At 41.8% G+C, this 16,158-nt stretch carries 12 protein-coding genes and 1 pseudogene; 1 reads left to right on the plus strand and 12 read right to left on the minus strand.

Going from position 1 to position 16,158, the window contains the following annotated elements:
• Nucleotides 1-163: 163 nt before the first annotated feature.
• The 9 genes from gndA to galE form a co-directional block, all read right to left on the minus strand.
• The gene (gene gndA, locus ACX9GV_RS11390) at nt 164-1,570 is read right to left on the minus strand and encodes an NADP-dependent phosphogluconate dehydrogenase (protein ID WP_473195591.1); all 1,407 of its coding nucleotides are present in this window, start codon (nt 1,568-1,570) and stop codon (nt 164-166) included.
• A gap of 404 nt (nt 1,571-1,974) precedes the next feature.
• On the minus strand, nt 1,975-3,207 hold the full coding sequence (locus tag ACX9GV_RS11395) for an oligosaccharide flippase family protein (protein WP_473195592.1): 1,233 nt from the start codon (nt 3,205-3,207) through the stop codon (nt 1,975-1,977).
• Nucleotides 3,200-4,720, minus strand: a complete 1,521-nt coding sequence (locus ACX9GV_RS11400) for a hypothetical protein (RefSeq protein ID WP_473195593.1) — start codon at nt 4,718-4,720, stop codon at nt 3,200-3,202. Before ACX9GV_RS11400 ends, ACX9GV_RS11395 begins: the two co-directional genes overlap by 8 nt.
• 1 nt (nt 4,721) lies before the next feature.
• On the minus strand, nt 4,722-5,582 hold the full coding sequence (locus ACX9GV_RS11405) for a glycosyltransferase (RefSeq protein WP_473195594.1): 861 nt from the start codon (nt 5,580-5,582) through the stop codon (nt 4,722-4,724).
• On the minus strand, nt 5,579-6,511 hold the full coding sequence (locus tag ACX9GV_RS11410; RefSeq protein WP_473195595.1) for a glycosyltransferase family 2 protein: 933 nt from the start codon (nt 6,509-6,511) through the stop codon (nt 5,579-5,581). The genes ACX9GV_RS11405 and ACX9GV_RS11410 overlap by 4 nt, the downstream gene beginning before the upstream one ends.
• A gap of 178 nt (nt 6,512-6,689) precedes the next feature.
• Nucleotides 6,690-7,553, minus strand: a complete 864-nt coding sequence (gene rfbD / locus ACX9GV_RS11415) for a dTDP-4-dehydrorhamnose reductase (protein ID WP_473195596.1) — start codon at nt 7,551-7,553, stop codon at nt 6,690-6,692.
• Nucleotides 7,550-8,086 (minus strand): dTDP-4-dehydrorhamnose 3,5-epimerase, encoded by a 537-nt coding sequence (gene rfbC, locus ACX9GV_RS11420; RefSeq protein WP_473195597.1) that lies wholly within the window; start codon nt 8,084-8,086, stop codon nt 7,550-7,552. The genes rfbD and rfbC overlap by 4 nt, the downstream gene beginning before the upstream one ends.
• Nucleotide 8,087: 1 nt before the next feature.
• Nucleotides 8,088-8,957: a glucose-1-phosphate thymidylyltransferase RfbA gene (rfbA, locus tag ACX9GV_RS11425; RefSeq protein ID WP_473195598.1), complete on the minus strand. Its 870-nt coding sequence runs from the start codon at nt 8,955-8,957 to the stop codon at nt 8,088-8,090.
• A 319-nt stretch (nt 8,958-9,276) separates the two neighbouring features.
• Nucleotides 9,277-10,296 carry a UDP-glucose 4-epimerase GalE gene (gene galE, locus ACX9GV_RS11430; RefSeq protein ID WP_473195599.1) on the minus strand — a complete coding sequence of 340 codons (1,020 nt, stop codon included), beginning with the start codon at nt 10,294-10,296 and terminating at the stop codon, nt 9,277-9,279.
• 516 nt (nt 10,297-10,812) lie between these two features.
• Here galE and ACX9GV_RS11435 point away from each other — a divergent pair.
• Nucleotides 10,813-12,399, plus strand: a complete 1,587-nt coding sequence (locus ACX9GV_RS11435; RefSeq protein WP_473195600.1) for a TerC family protein — start codon at nt 10,813-10,815, stop codon at nt 12,397-12,399.
• Between the two features lie 159 nt (nt 12,400-12,558).
• Here ACX9GV_RS11435 and wbaP read toward each other — a convergent pair.
• From wbaP to ACX9GV_RS11450, 3 genes and pseudogenes are all read right to left on the minus strand, one after another.
• A pseudogene (wbaP, locus tag ACX9GV_RS11440) lies at nt 12,559-13,961 on the minus strand (undecaprenyl-phosphate galactose phosphotransferase WbaP).
• A gap of 55 nt (nt 13,962-14,016) precedes the next feature.
• Nucleotides 14,017-14,940 carry a glycosyltransferase family 2 protein gene (locus ACX9GV_RS11445; protein WP_473195601.1) on the minus strand — a complete coding sequence of 308 codons (924 nt, stop codon included), beginning with the start codon at nt 14,938-14,940 and terminating at the stop codon, nt 14,017-14,019.
• A complete protein-coding gene (locus tag ACX9GV_RS11450; protein ID WP_473195602.1) occupies nt 14,933-16,156 on the minus strand; it encodes a lipopolysaccharide biosynthesis protein in 1,224 nt (407 codons plus the stop codon). The genes ACX9GV_RS11445 and ACX9GV_RS11450 overlap by 8 nt, the downstream gene beginning before the upstream one ends.
• Between the last annotated feature and the right edge of the window lie 2 nt (nt 16,157-16,158).

The raw sequence follows: 16,158 nt of genomic DNA on the forward strand, positions 1-16,158 counted from the left end.
TACTCTCTCTGTGTCAGATTGTTCAGCGATTGATAGAAGGATTACCTTGGTGTAATAATTACCACTTCGTGCAACGAAGTGGTTTAATAAATATAAAATAATGGATGCTAGATTCAAAAAGTATTGGATTTAATCCAGTGCAAATTAAATCCTCAGTTTAAGTTCACTTCATCCATTCGGTATGAAATACCCCGTCTTTATCAATACGCTTGTAAGTATGCGCGCCAAAGTAGTCACGCTGCGCCTGGATCAGGTTGGCAGGTAACACAGCAGAGCGGTAGCTGTCGTAGTAGGCGATGGCGGCAGAGAAGGTTGGCGTTGGAATGCCATTCTGCACCGCATAGGAAACTACATCACGCAGTGCCTGCTGATAATCATCGGCAATCTGTTTGAAGTAAGGCGCCAGCAATAGATTAGCAATGTCGGCATTTTCAGCATAAGCATCAGTAATTTTTTGTAGGAACTGAGCGCGGATGATGCACCCAGCACGGAAAATCTTGGCAATTTCACCGTAATGTAAATCCCAATTATTTTCCTCAGAGGCTGCTTTTAACTGAGAGAAGCCTTGCGCATAAGACACGATTTTGCCTAGATACAGCGCCCGGCGCACTTTTTCCGCAAACTCGGCTTTATCACCGCTAAATGGCGTTACTTTAGGGCCAGTTAGCACTTTAGATGCCGCAACACGCTGGTCTTTCAATGAAGAGAGATAACGCGCAAACACTGATTCCGTGATCAACGACAGTGGTTCGCCTAGATCCAGCGAGCTCTGGCTGGTCCATTTACCGGTACCCTTATTAGCAGCCTCATCCAAGATCACATCAACCAGGTATTTACCCTCATCATCTTTCTTGGTGAAGATATCCTTCGTGATATCAATCAAATAACTGCTCAATTCGCCTTTATTCCACTCGCTAAAGGTTTCCGCCAGTTGTTGATTGCTCAAGTTCAATGCTTGTTTTAGCAACGAGTAAGCCTCTGCGATCAGTTGCATATCGCCATACTCGATACCGTTATGCACCATCTTCACATAATGCCCGGCACCATCAGCGCCGATATAGGCAACGCAGGGCTCGCCTTCAGCTACAGCGGCGATTTTCTTCAGGATAGGAGCAACCAGTTCATAGGCTTCTTTCTGGCCGCCAGGCATGATAGAAGGCCCTTTCAAAGCTCCCTCTTCACCACCGGACACTCCGGTACCAATAAAGTTGAAGCCCTGAGCAGACAGTTCACGATTACGGCGAATGGTGTCCTTATAGTAGGTGTTGCCACCATCAATCAGGATATCGCCCTTTTCCAGATGCGGGGTCAAAGAAGCAATGGTCTTATCCGTCGCATCACCCGCTTTTACCATCAGCAAAATGCGGCGTGGCTTTTCCAACGATTCGACAAATTCTTCCACGCTGTAGTATGGCACTAAACTTTTGCCTGGATTCTCGGCAATCACTTCATCAGTCTTGTCACCGGAACGGTTAAAGATGGAAACGGTATAACCACGGCTTTCAATGTTCAGTGCCAGATTGCGGCCCATCACCGCCATGCCGACAACGCCGATTTGTTGTTTGGACATTAGGAACTCCTGTTTTAAAAAACTTTAACGTTGAAAACAAAAGAGATAATTGATTAAAGTTAATAAATATAAAACCATATCATAACGTGAAGATGAGTATTGTACAGATAAATTAGCGGGTCAGGGATTGTTCAGTGATGTGAGATCTTTGCGGAATAAATCGAATTTTTGCCGCGTATATACCCGCGATCTTTCAAGTTGATTAACCAATCTTGATATTAGGGAAAGGGTGTGTTGCGGCGTCAGCCACCGACAAATTTGCCAGAAGCGAATATGAACGACATTAAGTCAGTCCGTAGGTTGTGATACAGGGATGTATCTCATCATAGCCCCTCAGAACGATTGCCCAAGGTATCTCGGTCTTAACGAGCGTTTCAAGCAACTTGAAGTATGGCGGGTATTAATCAACCTTTTAATAGTCTGCTACTCATGTAAATAATCAGTGCTGTAGCCAAAAATTCAGTAAACACCAATGAATATGACGCTCCAATTGCACCGAACATGTATGTCGTAAAATAGATATGCATGCAATGAGTTGCAGCGCAACAGATGTAAATCCGTTGCAAAGTACGATCATGATGATTAGCCAGCAAGAACAATTGGGCTAGCACAATTGCCGGCGGGATAATCAACAGCATCATTGAAAGTACGGCAAGAATAGGGGCCGCTTCAATAAATTTTTCACCAAATAGTAAAGTAATAATTTGAGCTGAAAACTGGTTAATAAACCAAAAAGCGCAGACACCAAAAAGTGTGCTGAAGACAAGCACTCTTTTTATCAGTCGATTGCGCTTGACACTTTCGTTCTCGCGATAGCTGCAAATAATCGGATAAGCAGCTTGGCATAAAGGGGCCATCACTGCTAGACCAGAACGCACTAATCTTTCTGCTGCTCCGTATAACCCAGCAGAAACTGGACCAGCAATTATTCCCAACAAAATAGTATTACTGGCTGAGTACACCATCGTTATTGAATTGGCGATGAATACTGGCCAACCTTCACGTAAATTAGCCACAACACTTGGTATCACGAGTTTTGGGCAACCCAACTGATAACGTTTGATAACCCACATTAGCATAACGACTGCTGCCAAAAAATTGGGGAAAGCAAGCAGCAGTGCCGCGCTTGTAGCGGTGATAGGAAACAGCAAAAAAGTTACTAACGTGACAACCCTTGCCAACAGCGTGATCATCGCTCCCCAGGCCATCTTGCCCACCCCTTGCAATAACCAGTAAGGTGAAAGCATTGAGCCAACAATAAGTAACGAGGAGATCAGTATGTAATCACTCAATACTGCAAGTTTCTCCCAATTGAATGTCATCAATGAGATAACTAATAGGGCCACCAGTGTTAAAAACAGTTTACTAAAGGCTACCGCATAAAAGCTACGTGATAACTCATAGTGATTGTCCATTTTTGCAATAGTACGCACTGCTGAAAAGTTGAAGCCATAATCAACAAATATGGAAAGATAAAACGCTATCATGTAGCAGAACATGATATCGCCAAATAGAGCGACACCAATATTACGACCAATTATAGGAAAAACCAGCAGCGGGAAAATAAAATTCCCGCCCTGTACCATCAGCAGTGAAAGGTAGTTACGAACAACGGGGTGATTAACGTATTTAATCATCCGACGCTTCCTGCTTTATATGGCCACTCTGCGGGCTGGATATCTTTAAAATAGCTAACCAATCTCGGCGCATAAAACTCAAGAAGAGAAGTAAAATCACAACGTTGACGATTATCGTAGAATAATAGAAGTGATTATCAAAAATCATAAATACCGTTGCCATACAGAAATAACTATAAAATAGTGTGTTAGCCACTGTTTTCTGCTGCTGCATACGTTTATATAACGTCATGCCAATACTGGTAAATAATAACATAAAACCCGCCACCCCATACATACCAAAATCCATATATGGTTTTTGCATAAAGGTCATGATGTTGATCCAGTTATATCCTCCCATTTTTTCCAGATCAAGGGTTTCATCCTGCATGAAAAATTTAGTCGCAAAGCGGAAGGTTCCTGTTAATAACATGCGCCCATTACGGAAGTCTCCCGTATTATCAAGATAGATAACCAATTTATTAAAGGCATGCATCTCGGTACTCAAATTAATCCAAATGGACATTATTTTAGGCGGCAATACCATGGTGGGTTTGAATTCTTCCTTCTCTAACTCGGCCTCTAATTCTTTTGTGGTTTCTGAATCATGAGCTTTTGAATTTACCGCCACATCATTTAAAGGCTTACTATTTTGATTTGGAGTATTATAAATAGCCTTGTAATAATCTGTGCTGCTAACTCCCGGCTGTTGATTATTTAAATAAACCTGAGTTCTAAGGATCGGTATAGAAACCATCAGTATGACGACAGCCATTAAAGTTAAAAAGCCCGTAAACAAAAGTGATAGTTTATTTTTTTCAAAAAAATAATATTGAATAAGTATGTAAAATAGACTAGTCACCACGGGAATAAAAATATTGATGCGTCCACCCAGTAACAGCAGTAACAGCAAATAATATGCACTGAAAATAAGATAACCATATTTCCGTGTTTCGGTGACATATATTGTATTAAAAATAATAAAGAAAATAGGCAGCACTAGCAATACCATAAGATAGTTACTAATCACTTTAGGCATGATATTTGCGCGTGCATTGTCATCAAAAAGAGGTATTGCGCCAATTTTATCAATTGCAAACCAGTAAAGCCCAGTTTCCACAATAATACAGATTAGGTTAGCCCAGAACAGTGTCCTACCACAGATCCAATACTCACCATTCATCTTTTTACTATTTTCGATCCGCCTATAGCGCAGCATAAACCAGAATACCACTGCGTAAAAAACAACAATGACACTAATCAAGGCATTCCAAGTTGATTGGCTGAAACTATCCTGTTCAATTAGTGTCAGACGTGCTTGACTGCATCCGATCATAAATAAAAACATACTCATAAAGATGGATGGTAGATTATAAAAATTTTTGAAATAGTAGGTGAAAAATGCAAAATTAACTACTGCGGCTACTGCAAATGACTTACTGACAGCATTAACCGGCAATAATAAAATAGCAATTATAGAAATCGTACAAAATACAGCTAGAAAAGATTTATTCACAAATCCACTTGTCAACATTTTACTGATTTTCCTTTCTCACTTGAACAGTGATAGATGGTAATTGGTCCAAGCATTTTTTATTAATATTACTGCGTTCTGAATCAATGAACCATCCCCATTTATTAAAATAATGGATGGCAGATTGAATATGGTAGCCTAACAGTTTGTAGTTTTTATAGGAGCCTTTTGCGAAACCATGCTTCACCGTTGCGCCTGCGCAAAATATTGGCTTAGTGTACGCCAATACTTTACGACACAAATCAACATCCTCAAGGTACATAAAGTATCGTGAATCAAACCCTTGTACTTTCTTCAGTAAATCGGTTTGCGCAAATATAAAGCAACCGGAAATAAATGGGGCAAAGAAATTTTGTGTATCGTCGACACCATGCAGTTCATACTTTTTATCAAAAAATTTTGCAAAAAAAGGCACAAAGCGGCGTAATAAAAGGTTTGCTGGTGTTGGAAGCAGCCGGCAAACACGCTGTTTTTCACCGTTTGGGTAGATAACATTCGGTGCAAGAAAGGCATGTTGGTTTTGTTTGGCAAAACGATATAACGTCTCTACCGTGCCGACATCAAATTCAATATCTGGATTGCAGATAATAAAATATTCACATTTATCAAGGAAGGCAGCCATCGCTTGGTTATGGCCATGGCCAAATCCGCCATTTTTGTCAGACTTGATGTAAACGATACGCGGGTTATTGATGTGTGCTGCCCATTCACAATCAGCATTATCAACTAAAATAATGGTTTCTACTAAAGCTTCACTTAATAATGAATCTATTGTAGGTTGTAGCTCTTGTTGCGTATGTTTATACAACACAATAGACGCTACAACAGGCATTTTTTTTTCCATTTGATTCCCTTCACTCATTTTGTGCTTATTCCATCTTTAAAAGCACGATACCATGTTCTGAAGTGCGTTTTTTTATTTGGTTGGGACATAATCAATAGCAACTGGTGAATGGTGTTAAAAACGTTTTCACGAATTTTTACCAGCGGAGGAATATGCGGCATTCTGGTTAATAAAAAACCATTACGTATCCGATAATATCTTCTGAAATCAGAATGCATAGGAACATGCCAAGCTAAGACTTTCATCGTCCTATCACCAATAGCATGGGACATTCTTGCCGAAGTTGAAGCATAAATCTTGTAACCCATCGCGACGGCACGTAGACACCATTCGGTATCAACATAGTCAATAAAGAAAGATTCATTCATCAAACCTACGTCGCGCAATACACTGACAGGAATCAGCGAACCAGAAGAGATGAGCATACTGACTTCAAATGGGGCGTGTTGTGTCTCCGGCCGTAATTTTGTACGCCATCCCAATGCATTGACTTTGATGAGTGGATAGTGAAATCCATAACGTGAATCGGTAAAGATGGGGCCGATCGCAGCCAGTTTTTGGGTCGCGGCAATAACGTGGAAATCATGCGACAGATTTGCCATAAAACCATCATTCACATTGCTGTCTTGATCAAAAAATACAATCATATCAGCCTGATGGCATTGACATGCTTGCTCAATACCTATGTTCTGCGCCTTCGCAATCCCGACGTTTTCTTCAAGTCTGATAACGGTTGCCAAACGCGACAACTGCTCAACCACCTCTGGCGCTAACGTGCCATTATCCACCAAGACACAAGAAACTTGTTGCTGAGTTAGACTGTCGATCAGCCTGGTAAGGTTGCCTAACTCAGGGTGATAAGACACAATCACTGCAGAAATCTTATAATGCATAGGGGAAAATTCAGTTACGGAAGGGAGTTCACTACAAGTTTGTTGCTCTGACACTAACCACCCCAAATAGTAAGCAATCTAATGACACCAACAGAGCGAGATATCGACACTCAGCGCATCGTTTTTCGTAAGCCTGCTCTATACTCTTCATACTCCAAGTTGCTTGGTTATATAACAAATTTCTGCGAATGTAGACCGCAGCCAACCAACTCAAAGTATGACGGATATGGTCTTAGGGTTGCATGTTTGCGCGCACAATAGCATCAATTCTGTCTCGCCAGCAAGATAGAGCGATACCCTGTTGCTTAATTTTGTCACAGTTAAGTACTGAGTATTTAGGTCTTCTCGCTGGTGTTGGGTACTGCTCTGTCCCTATCGCTTTCACCACAGGCAATTTAGGCAATTGCTTCATCTTTAATGCAGATGTAAATATTGCCTCTGCAAACTCATTCCATGCGACTTGGCTGTCACCACAGAAGTGATAAATTCCCCCATCAGCATTCTTTTTTAATAATTCTATGATTGCTACGGCAATATCACCCGCATAGGTTGGGCAGCCGAACTGATCCGCCACCACATTTAACTCATCCCGCTCCTTCCCTAAGCGCAGCATGGTCTTCACAAAATTATTACCATACTCACTAAACACCCAAGCGGTGCGGATAATCAAGGCATCAGGTTGAATCTGGCTAACGGCAATTTCACCGGCTAACTTGGTTTTGCCATAAACTCCTAGTGGGTTAGTTATGGCTGTTTCTATATAGGGTGTATTGGCCTCACCATCAAAAACATAATCCGTAGAGACATGGACCAAACGAGCACCAACTTCATTCGCGGCTAATGCCAAGTTTTTAGGGCCAATTTCATTAATCAAGGTAGCAATTTGCTGGTCAGACTCAGCTTTATCAACCGCAGTGTAAGCTGCCGCATTGACAATCACATCTGGCCGATATTCAATTACCTGCTGTTTAACCTTAGCCAAATCTGTGATATCGAGAGTATCAACATCAGTTGCCAGTACATGCCACCCTGCCGGAAGGCGGTCACAAAAGCAATTACCTAATTGCCCTTTAGAACCGGTCAATAACACTTTCATTGGCCTAACTCCTTAAATAATCTACCCAGTTTATCTTTTTCAGACAGTGTCGGGCTCTTAATTGGCCACTCGATACCTACAGCAGGGTCATTCCATAGCAGGCACCCTTCATGTGCTGGGTTATAATAATCGGTGCACTTATACTCAAAATCTGCCATATCAGAAAGTACAACAAAGCCATGTGCCAAACCCGGTGGAACCCAGAACTGGGTTTTATTTTCTTCAGAAAGGAGCACACCCTCCCAAACACCGTACGTGGGTGAATCCTGGCGTATATCAACCACCACATCAAACACTTCACCACGCACTACTCGCACTAGTTTACCCTGGGGATTTACCTTTTGAAAATGCAGCCCACGCAACACACCATGGGAAGAGCGCGAATGGTTATCCTGCACAAAATCCAGTTCAATATTTAGCATTTCCTGATAGCGTTTTTTTTCAAAGGTCTCCAAGAAAAAACCGCGCGCATCGCCAAATACCTTTGGTTGAATAATCTTCACACCATCGATTTTGGTATCCAAGACTTGCATCCTACTTCTCCATAATTAGTTGTGATAGGTACTGCCCATACAGGGTTTTTCCAAGCAATTTAGCTTCAGCTTCAACTTGTTCTCGACTCAACCACCCTTTACGGTAAGCTATCTCTTCCAAGCAAGCCACTTTCAAGCCTTGGCGGCTTTCGATAGTATGAATAAACTGCGATGCTTCAATCAGGCTGTCATGGGTACCGGTATCCAGCCAAGCAAAACCGCGACCGAGCAACTCAACATTAAGTTCGCCTCTTTCCAGATACATTTGGTTGAGTGTGGTGATTTCTAATTCTCCCCGGGAAGATGGCTTAACCTGTCTCGCCAATTCGACAACATTATTGTCATAGAAATAGAGCCCAGTTACAGCCCAGTGAGATTTAGGTTTTACTGGTTTTTCTTCCAGTGAAAGTGCACGGAAATTATCATCAAACTCCACAACACCAAATCGTTCAGGGTCCATCACCTGGTAACCGAATATTGTCGCACCTTGGTTACGCTCCACTACGGTTGTTAGTTTTGGCCCAAAGCTCTGACCAAAAAAGATGTTGTCCCCCAGCACTAGGGCACAACTATCACCATTGATAAACTCTTCACCAATCAAGAAGGCTTGTGCCAAACCATCCGGGCTTGGCTGTTCTGCATAGCTTAACGAAATACCTAGCCTACTGCCATCCCCAAGCAGTCGCTTGAACGATGGCAAGTCCTCCGGGGTGGATATAATCAGAATGTCTCGAATTCCCGCCAGCATCAATACTGAAAGCGGGTAATAGATCATCGGTTTATCATATATAGGCAATAACTGCTTTGATATACCCCGAGTAATAGGGTAAAGACGTGTACCACTCCCCCCCGCTAGAACAATACCTTTCATTTTTATATCACCAAATTAGTGGGTTAAACCCAAACGCTCAGCTGCATATACTCATGATACTTCAAGTTGCATGTGTGTTGGCATTATTATGAGGTCCATCCATGGCCCTCGCCCCTTCGGGGCCGCCGCAAGCGGCGTTCAAATCCGCTCTAGGCGGATTTGTCGCTCCCCCAGTCACTTACCAGTGTAAGCTCCTGGAAATTGTCTGCGGTGCTGCCTTCCTGCAACTCGAATTATTTAGTGTATAGAAGCCATCTTTTACTCGATGCCACCAAGATTCATTAGCCAAGTACCATGTAATGGTTTTCTAATAACACATTCAAACACTTCCATAACCCCTAGGATTCTTACTCTGCCAGTTCCAGGTATCACGCATCATGGTGGCAATACCGCGGGATACCGCCCAACCGAGCTCTTTCTCGGCTAGTGTGGCATCCGCCCAGAATGCTGGCAGGTCGCCGTCACGGCGGGGCAAAATCTGGTAAGGGATCGTTACACCTGAGGCTTTTTCGAACGCATGAACCATTTCAAGTACTGAGTACCCTACCCCAGCACCAAGATTGTAGGCCTTAAAGCCGCTGATTTTGCGTAGGTGGTCCATCGCCATCAAGTGCCCTTCCGCCAAATCCATTACATGGATGTAATCACGCACGCCGGTGCCATCTTGGGTTGGATAATCACCACCAAAAATACCCAGCGTCTCCAATTTGCCAATAGCAACCTGTGAAATGTAGGGCAGCAGGTTGTTAGGGATGCCATTCGGATCTTCACCAATCAGGCCGGACTCATGCGCGCCCACCGGGTTAAAATAGCGTAAGGCAATAATGGAGAATTGCGGTTCAGCTTTGGCGAAATCCTGCAGGATCTGCTCAACCATCAGTTTAGATGTGCCATAAGGGCTGGTGGTACCACCAATCTGGGTGGTTTCAACATAGGGGACAGGGGCATTAGCGCCATACACCGTAGCTGAAGAGCTAAAGATAAATTTGTGTACACCGGCACGGCGCATTTCATTCAGCAGTACCAATGTCCCAGTGACATTGTTCTGGTAATATTCCAAAGGGTTGCGGGTTGACTCACCAACAGCTTTTAGCCCGGCAAAGTGGATCACGGATGAGATCCTGTGTCCATCAAAAATACGGTTTAAACATTCGGCATCTTGAACATCGCCTTGATAGAAGATCGTCGCCTTGCCGGTGAGTTGTTCTACTCGCCGCAGTGACTCTTCTGAGGAGTTAGAGAGGTTGTCCAGGACCACAACGTCCTCACCTCGTTCCAGCAATGCCAGAACAGTATGGGAACCAATATAACCTGCCCCCCCAGTGACTAAAATCGCCATTGTTACTCCTTAATCTCTCTTTCCGAGGTCTAGATGCAAGAACCTGTAGTGCCCTACGCCTAAGTGGAATCATGTTGTCGCCGGACAACCCTTTGAACCCACTTCGGCTAAAATTTTCCGTTTGCTCGTAAGCTTATACTGATTTTCACACGCTACCGCCCTTGGCTTTCAGCTACCAATGCGCTGTAGAAATATTTAATTACCGGCTTGTCATACAACAAGTTACATGTAGCCCATAAACAGCGTGAGATCCCCATTGTTTTGGCTGAGACCTATCGACCTGACACATGCAAGGCAATAAGTATATACCGTTCTTCGATTTAAGAAACTACGTTAGCTCAATATACAATGTTTCCGCCTGTATCTTGAGCGACAATGAGTGATATTCCACGTTTTTAACCACTGTCGTTAATCTGTGATTAAAAGTTGAAATCCCCGCCTTCAACCTCCATCATGCTGAGTGCGGCATTTGCCGTTTAACTGTTTACCGTTTAACTACAAGGTGAAATTAGGCGTATGGAATGGATCGCAGATCCAACAATTTGGGCTGGCTTAGCCACATTGGTTGTGTTGGAAATTGTCTTAGGGATTGACAACCTGATATTCATCGCCATTCTGGCGGAAAAATTACCCAAAAAACAACGTGATAAAGCTCGTGTCATCGGTTTATTACTGGCGCTGCTGATGCGTTTGGCGCTGTTGGCCTCAATCTCCTGGTTGGCTACGCTAACCAAACCACTCTTTTTTACTGTCGGCCACCATTTCAGTGGTCGCGACCTGATTATGCTGATTGGTGGGCTATTCCTGCTGTTTAAAGCCACTATGGAGTTAAACGAGCGGCTAGAAGGCAAAGATGATAACCACCACGGCCCACAGAAAGGTGCGCGTTTCTGGCCGGTCGTGGCACAGATTGTGGTGCTGGATGCAGTATTTTCACTAGATGCCGTCATTACAGCTGTCGGCATGGTGGAAGAATTGGCAGTGATGATGATTGCCGTCTGTATCGCCATCGGCTTGATGTTATTGGCCAGTAAACCACTGACCCGTTTTGTCAATGCTCACCCCACCATCGTTATTCTCTGCCTGAGTTTTCTGCTGATGATTGGCTTTAGTCTGGTTGCTGAAGGGTTTGGTTACTCTATTCCCAAAGGCTATCTCTATGCGGCCATCGGTTTCTCGGTAATGATCGAAGCATTAAATCAGCTTGCCCAATTTAATCGCCGCCGTTTTCTGTCAAAAGTGCGGCCGCTGCGTGAACGTACAGCTGAAGCCGTGTTACGGATGTTAAGTGGCAAACATGAAGAGGCAGAAGTCGACAACCATTCAGCTAACTTGTTGGCGGACAGCAACAGCGACAATGGCGAAATCTTTAACCAGCAAGAGCGCCATATGATTGAGCGTGTGCTGGGTATGGCCCAGCGTACTGTCAGTAGCATCATGACCTCACGCCATGATGTTGTGTATCTTGGACTAAACGATCCGCAAGATAAACTGACCAAACTGCTGGAAAAGAACCAACATACGCGCATTGTCGTCACTGAAAACCGTGCCAGAGATGAACCACTCGGGGTGATCCATACTATTGATGTATTAAAGCAGCAGTTGCAGCAACCTCAGTTGAATTTACGCACGCTGGTACGTCAACCGCTGATTTTCCCTGAACAATTGACGTTACTCTCCGCACTGGAGCAGTTCCGCCAGGCTAAAACCCATTTTGCGTTTGTCGTCGATGAGTTTGGCTCTGTCGAAGGGGTGGTAACGTTGACGGATGTGATGGAAACCATTGCCGGTAATTTGCCAGAAGCGGATGAAGAAATTGATGCCCGCCACGATATTCAACAAACCACCGAGGGCTGTTGGATTGCCAATGGGCATATGCCGATGGAAGATTTAGTGCTGTATGTTCCACTCCCCCTTGAAGAAAAGCGCGAATATCACACCCTGGCGGGGTTGTTGATGGAACACTGCCAACGCATCCCAAATAAAGGGGAACAATTCAAAATTGGTGATTACCTATTTGAACCGTTAGAAATTAGTAGTCATCGTATTGTGAAAGTAAAAATTACGCCGCAACTCCCGGTCAATGAAGACGAGGATCTTTGATCCTCCCCTGGGAAGGATAGGTATCTACACATCTCTAAGCTGGCCCAGTGCGCTTGCCGCTTGCTGGGTCAGCTCCCAGGTACACTCCGATAACAACCGCAACGTATTGAGCAAGCTTGATAAACCCGCCAGCAAGGTGAGTTGCCCGGATGTTTACAATTAGTATGCTCCATCTCTTTTCAAGACGACATTTATTGTTTTAAACAATATTGCAATATCATTCCATAAAGACCAATTCTTCACATACCAAGCGTCAAAATATACACGAGTGTCATAATCCACATCATTTCTGCCACTAACTTGCCATAACCCAGTCATGCCTGGTTTTACCATCAGGTAATAGTCTACATCGCCAGCATAGCGTTCCAATTCCAGTTCGATAACCGGACGAGGGCCAACTAAACTCATCTCACCTTTTAGGACGTTAAAAAGCTGCGGTAACTCATCCAAGCTGGTCTTCCGTATGAAACTTCCAACACGTGTAATACGTGGATCATTTTTCAATTTAAAATCTTTTTCCCACTCTAGTTGAGCCTCAGCATCATTTTCTAACAGTTTCTGTAATACTTCTTGAGAATTAGTAACCATCGAGCGGAACTTAAGACATTTGAATTTCTTTCTATTTCGGCCTATTCGTTTATGTCCATAAAAAGCCGCTCCACCATCTTTAGAAACTAAGTAAGTTAAAACAAGAAGAATTGGCGACAATAAAATAATAATTGAAATAGCCCCCAAAATATCAAACGATCTTTTTAAAAAGCGTGACGTTCTCTTAGCCAAATTATTATTAACACGTAGAATCATTACTTCATGACTGTAAATAAAAGACATTTCAGTTCAGTAGATAGGAACTCCTCGTAATGAAGGTATTACAGAAACAGAACGGCATGTACGGCTTGCCAGTTTCTTCAACCATAAATCCCGCAAGGCATGTTCTTCATACTCGAGTGCAACAATAAATTGTGTGGTTTCAGGATCACACTTATTCCATAGCTCATCTTCATCAGAAATTACTGGAAAACCAAAAATTTCATTTTCATATTTCCGCTGGCAGGCATAAAAGCCCCGAATTGCGAATCCAAGTACTTCTTCACTTTGAAGCGCAGAGTAAGCATCACGAGCATTTTTTCCTGAAGCAATAATTATGGTATATTTCTTCCACATTCCAAATTTATTTATCAACCTATTAACTATAGATCGAGAAAGAGGCACTAATATTAAGGCTGAACTCCACGTTAAGAACCAAACATAACGAGAGAATTCCCACTTTGAGAATGCGACTAAAGCTAGATCAAGAATTGAAAAAATTAAGAGTGTTCTAAGTATTTCTTTTAATTAAACCAGAAATGTTTTCTATAACTATAATGGCGTAGGTGAACCCAAAACCAAGTAACACAAAGTAAAGCAAGCATAACGTGGGTTAGTATTCGCGCTGGCATTTCAGATATTGGTAGATACTTATTTGCATCTGGTTCTAGCACATTAATAGTTACTATCGCTAAAACTAAAGATAATACAAAAAATATAAAATCTGATAGTACCAAAAAAAAACCTAACAACATTTAATTTCTTTGAGTTACTATGAGCACTCATATTGATATTCCTTTATAGAAATAATCAACCCCAATAACGCTTATGCATACTAAATGCTCGTCTTAATCTAGCTGGTAATCTAGTGTAATTCTGCCCTAGCTTATAACCCAATATTTTTGCAACATTATTGACTATCGCATTAGGTATAAATCTCGGAGAATTCTTTAATAAATATTTAAATTCAGAAATAATGAATCTTATCCCTTCACCACCAGCACTTCCAAATGACTCCCTTATCCATTTTTCATTGCAATGGAAAACACCAATATCAAAATAACGCTTAAACTCTTCTGCAAATGAGTAATTATGTGAATGACGTACTTCAGCATCGGCTATATAAGCTAATTTATATCCTGCCATGATTAATTTGGCAGCAAAAAACATATCTTCGCTAAGGATTGTGTTGTCCGGGAAACCACCAAGCTCTTTGAAAATTGAAGACCGGTAAGCTGAAAAAGAGTTAGATATAAAGGCAGCTTTAATACCAATAGTTGGAATGGACTTTTTCTCGCTTATATAACTATTTTCTTTATAATTAAACAAGCGCGCATGTGCAGCAATAGGAGTGGCTCCATGATGCGGTAATTGTCTGCCAAATGCTGCACCTACTTTTTCATCCTCAAAACATTCAACAATCCTGCTCAGTGAATCTGGGGAAGCTAAAACTGCATCTTGTGTTAAGAAAATAATTAACTCTGCGCGATAAGTATCGATACAATAGCGAGCTGCAATATTTCTCGTGCCACCATGGTTAAATTCTGTACGATTAACACCTAATACCTCTAAACCATACTTTTTGGATGTTTTTACCGTTGAATCAGTAGATTCTGAATCAATTGTAACAATAGATACACCTTCATTTTTGAGCAATGAGAGTTGTAATGCTGCTTCCTCCCAGATTTTTCCGCCATTACAAGTAGGCACAATGACGCAGATATTCTTAAACATAAAGCTTACACTTTTTTAAAAGTAAAAATTTGTAGATGCATAGGAAGATTAAAGCCAATACTTGGCCCACAGCCACACCATATACACCATAATAGTATGCACCTATTGGCATAATAGCCACTCCAATCACAGCAGCCCAAATGGAAGAAATGATTATTTTTTTATCTTTATCATTCGCATACAGCTCATAATGAGGTAACAATGAAAAACTATAGATAATACTACTTAACATCAGTATACCCAGTAGTGGGAAGTATTCCAGATACTCTGGCTTTTTTAGCCATAGCAACAGTACATAGACAGCTATCGGTAGTAAGAACAATAAAATCAAACTTAATATTGATACTGATTTTATAAATTTCTTTTTGTAAAAAATCAACCCATCAAAGTCATTTAGTTTAACAGAACTCACTATTTTAGGATATATTTGCATTATCACCACAGCATCAACAAAAGCGAGAAGCACATTAGCAAAGCTAGAATAAAAAGAATATATCCCAACAATAGAAAGATCACTAAAATAATTTAAAGAATATCGATCAACAAGATAAATAGAGCGTAGAGCCAATGTTCCAATAAGTAAAGGAGCAGCTATTTTTATCCCTTGCCACATCCATACATAATCAATCTTTCGCGCAACGACACATTTTCTTTGCAAGCGAAATAGCTCAGGAATAACCAGCAAGATCGATAAACTAGAACCTATCAACCACAACGTTAGTATTACAGATACATCACGTGAACCCTCATTAAAAAACATAATGATTACTGCAGCATACACCCAGATCCCTGAGCGGATGAAGAGTGATATATTTGCAAGAAATACTTTATTGAGTACAACCAGTAAGCGCATCGATTCTTGGGCCAAATGCTCTGCAATCAGAATCAAATAAAACAAGAGAATGTACTTCTTTGGAAGAATACCTAAATAAAAAAAACCATATATCAGTGGAAGTCCAATTAGATAGAATAATATATAAAATGCAAATTGATTCTTAACAATTCCATACCATAGCGACTTATCGACTGAAAGAATTTCTCTTGAAGAGAAGGTATAAAAATCCATTCCTACGAAAAACAATGCATAGGCGATCGATGTAGCAAATAATGAATAAGAGCCAAGTTCCTCAGCAGATAAAAACTTAGCAATAAAAATGACCAGAATGAAGCGACTAGCTAGCGTAGCTCCACGAATAAATAAGTTATATATATTCACAA

The sequence above is a fragment of the Serratia sp. 25CWL12 genome, assembly GCF_055790885.1.

Bases quoted from the DNA above. Each gene is read 5' to 3' on its own strand.
- gndA (WP_473195591.1), bottom strand. From the start codon at position 1,570: ATGTCCAAACAACAAATCGGCGTTGTCGGCATGGCGGTGATGGGCCGC.
- ACX9GV_RS11395 (WP_473195592.1), bottom strand. From the start codon at position 3,207: ATGATTAAATACGTTAATCACCCCGTTGTTCGTAACTACCTTTCACTG.
- ACX9GV_RS11400 (WP_473195593.1), bottom strand. From the start codon at position 4,720: ATGTTGACAAGTGGATTTGTGAATAAATCTTTTCTAGCTGTATTTTGT.
- ACX9GV_RS11405 (WP_473195594.1), bottom strand. From the start codon at position 5,582: ATGAGTGAAGGGAATCAAATGGAAAAAAAAATGCCTGTTGTAGCGTCT.
- rfbD (WP_473195596.1), bottom strand. From the start codon at position 7,553: ATGAAAGTGTTATTGACCGGTTCTAAAGGGCAATTAGGTAATTGCTTT.
- rfbC (WP_473195597.1), bottom strand. From the start codon at position 8,086: ATGCAAGTCTTGGATACCAAAATCGATGGTGTGAAGATTATTCAACCA.
- rfbA (WP_473195598.1), bottom strand. From the start codon at position 8,957: ATGAAAGGTATTGTTCTAGCGGGGGGGAGTGGTACACGTCTTTACCCT.
- galE (WP_473195599.1), bottom strand. From the start codon at position 10,296: ATGGCGATTTTAGTCACTGGGGGGGCAGGTTATATTGGTTCCCATACT.
- ACX9GV_RS11435 (WP_473195600.1), top strand. From the start codon at position 10,813: ATGGAATGGATCGCAGATCCAACAATTTGGGCTGGCTTAGCCACATTG.
- ACX9GV_RS11445 (WP_473195601.1), bottom strand. From the start codon at position 14,940: ATGTTTAAGAATATCTGCGTCATTGTGCCTACTTGTAATGGCGGAAAA.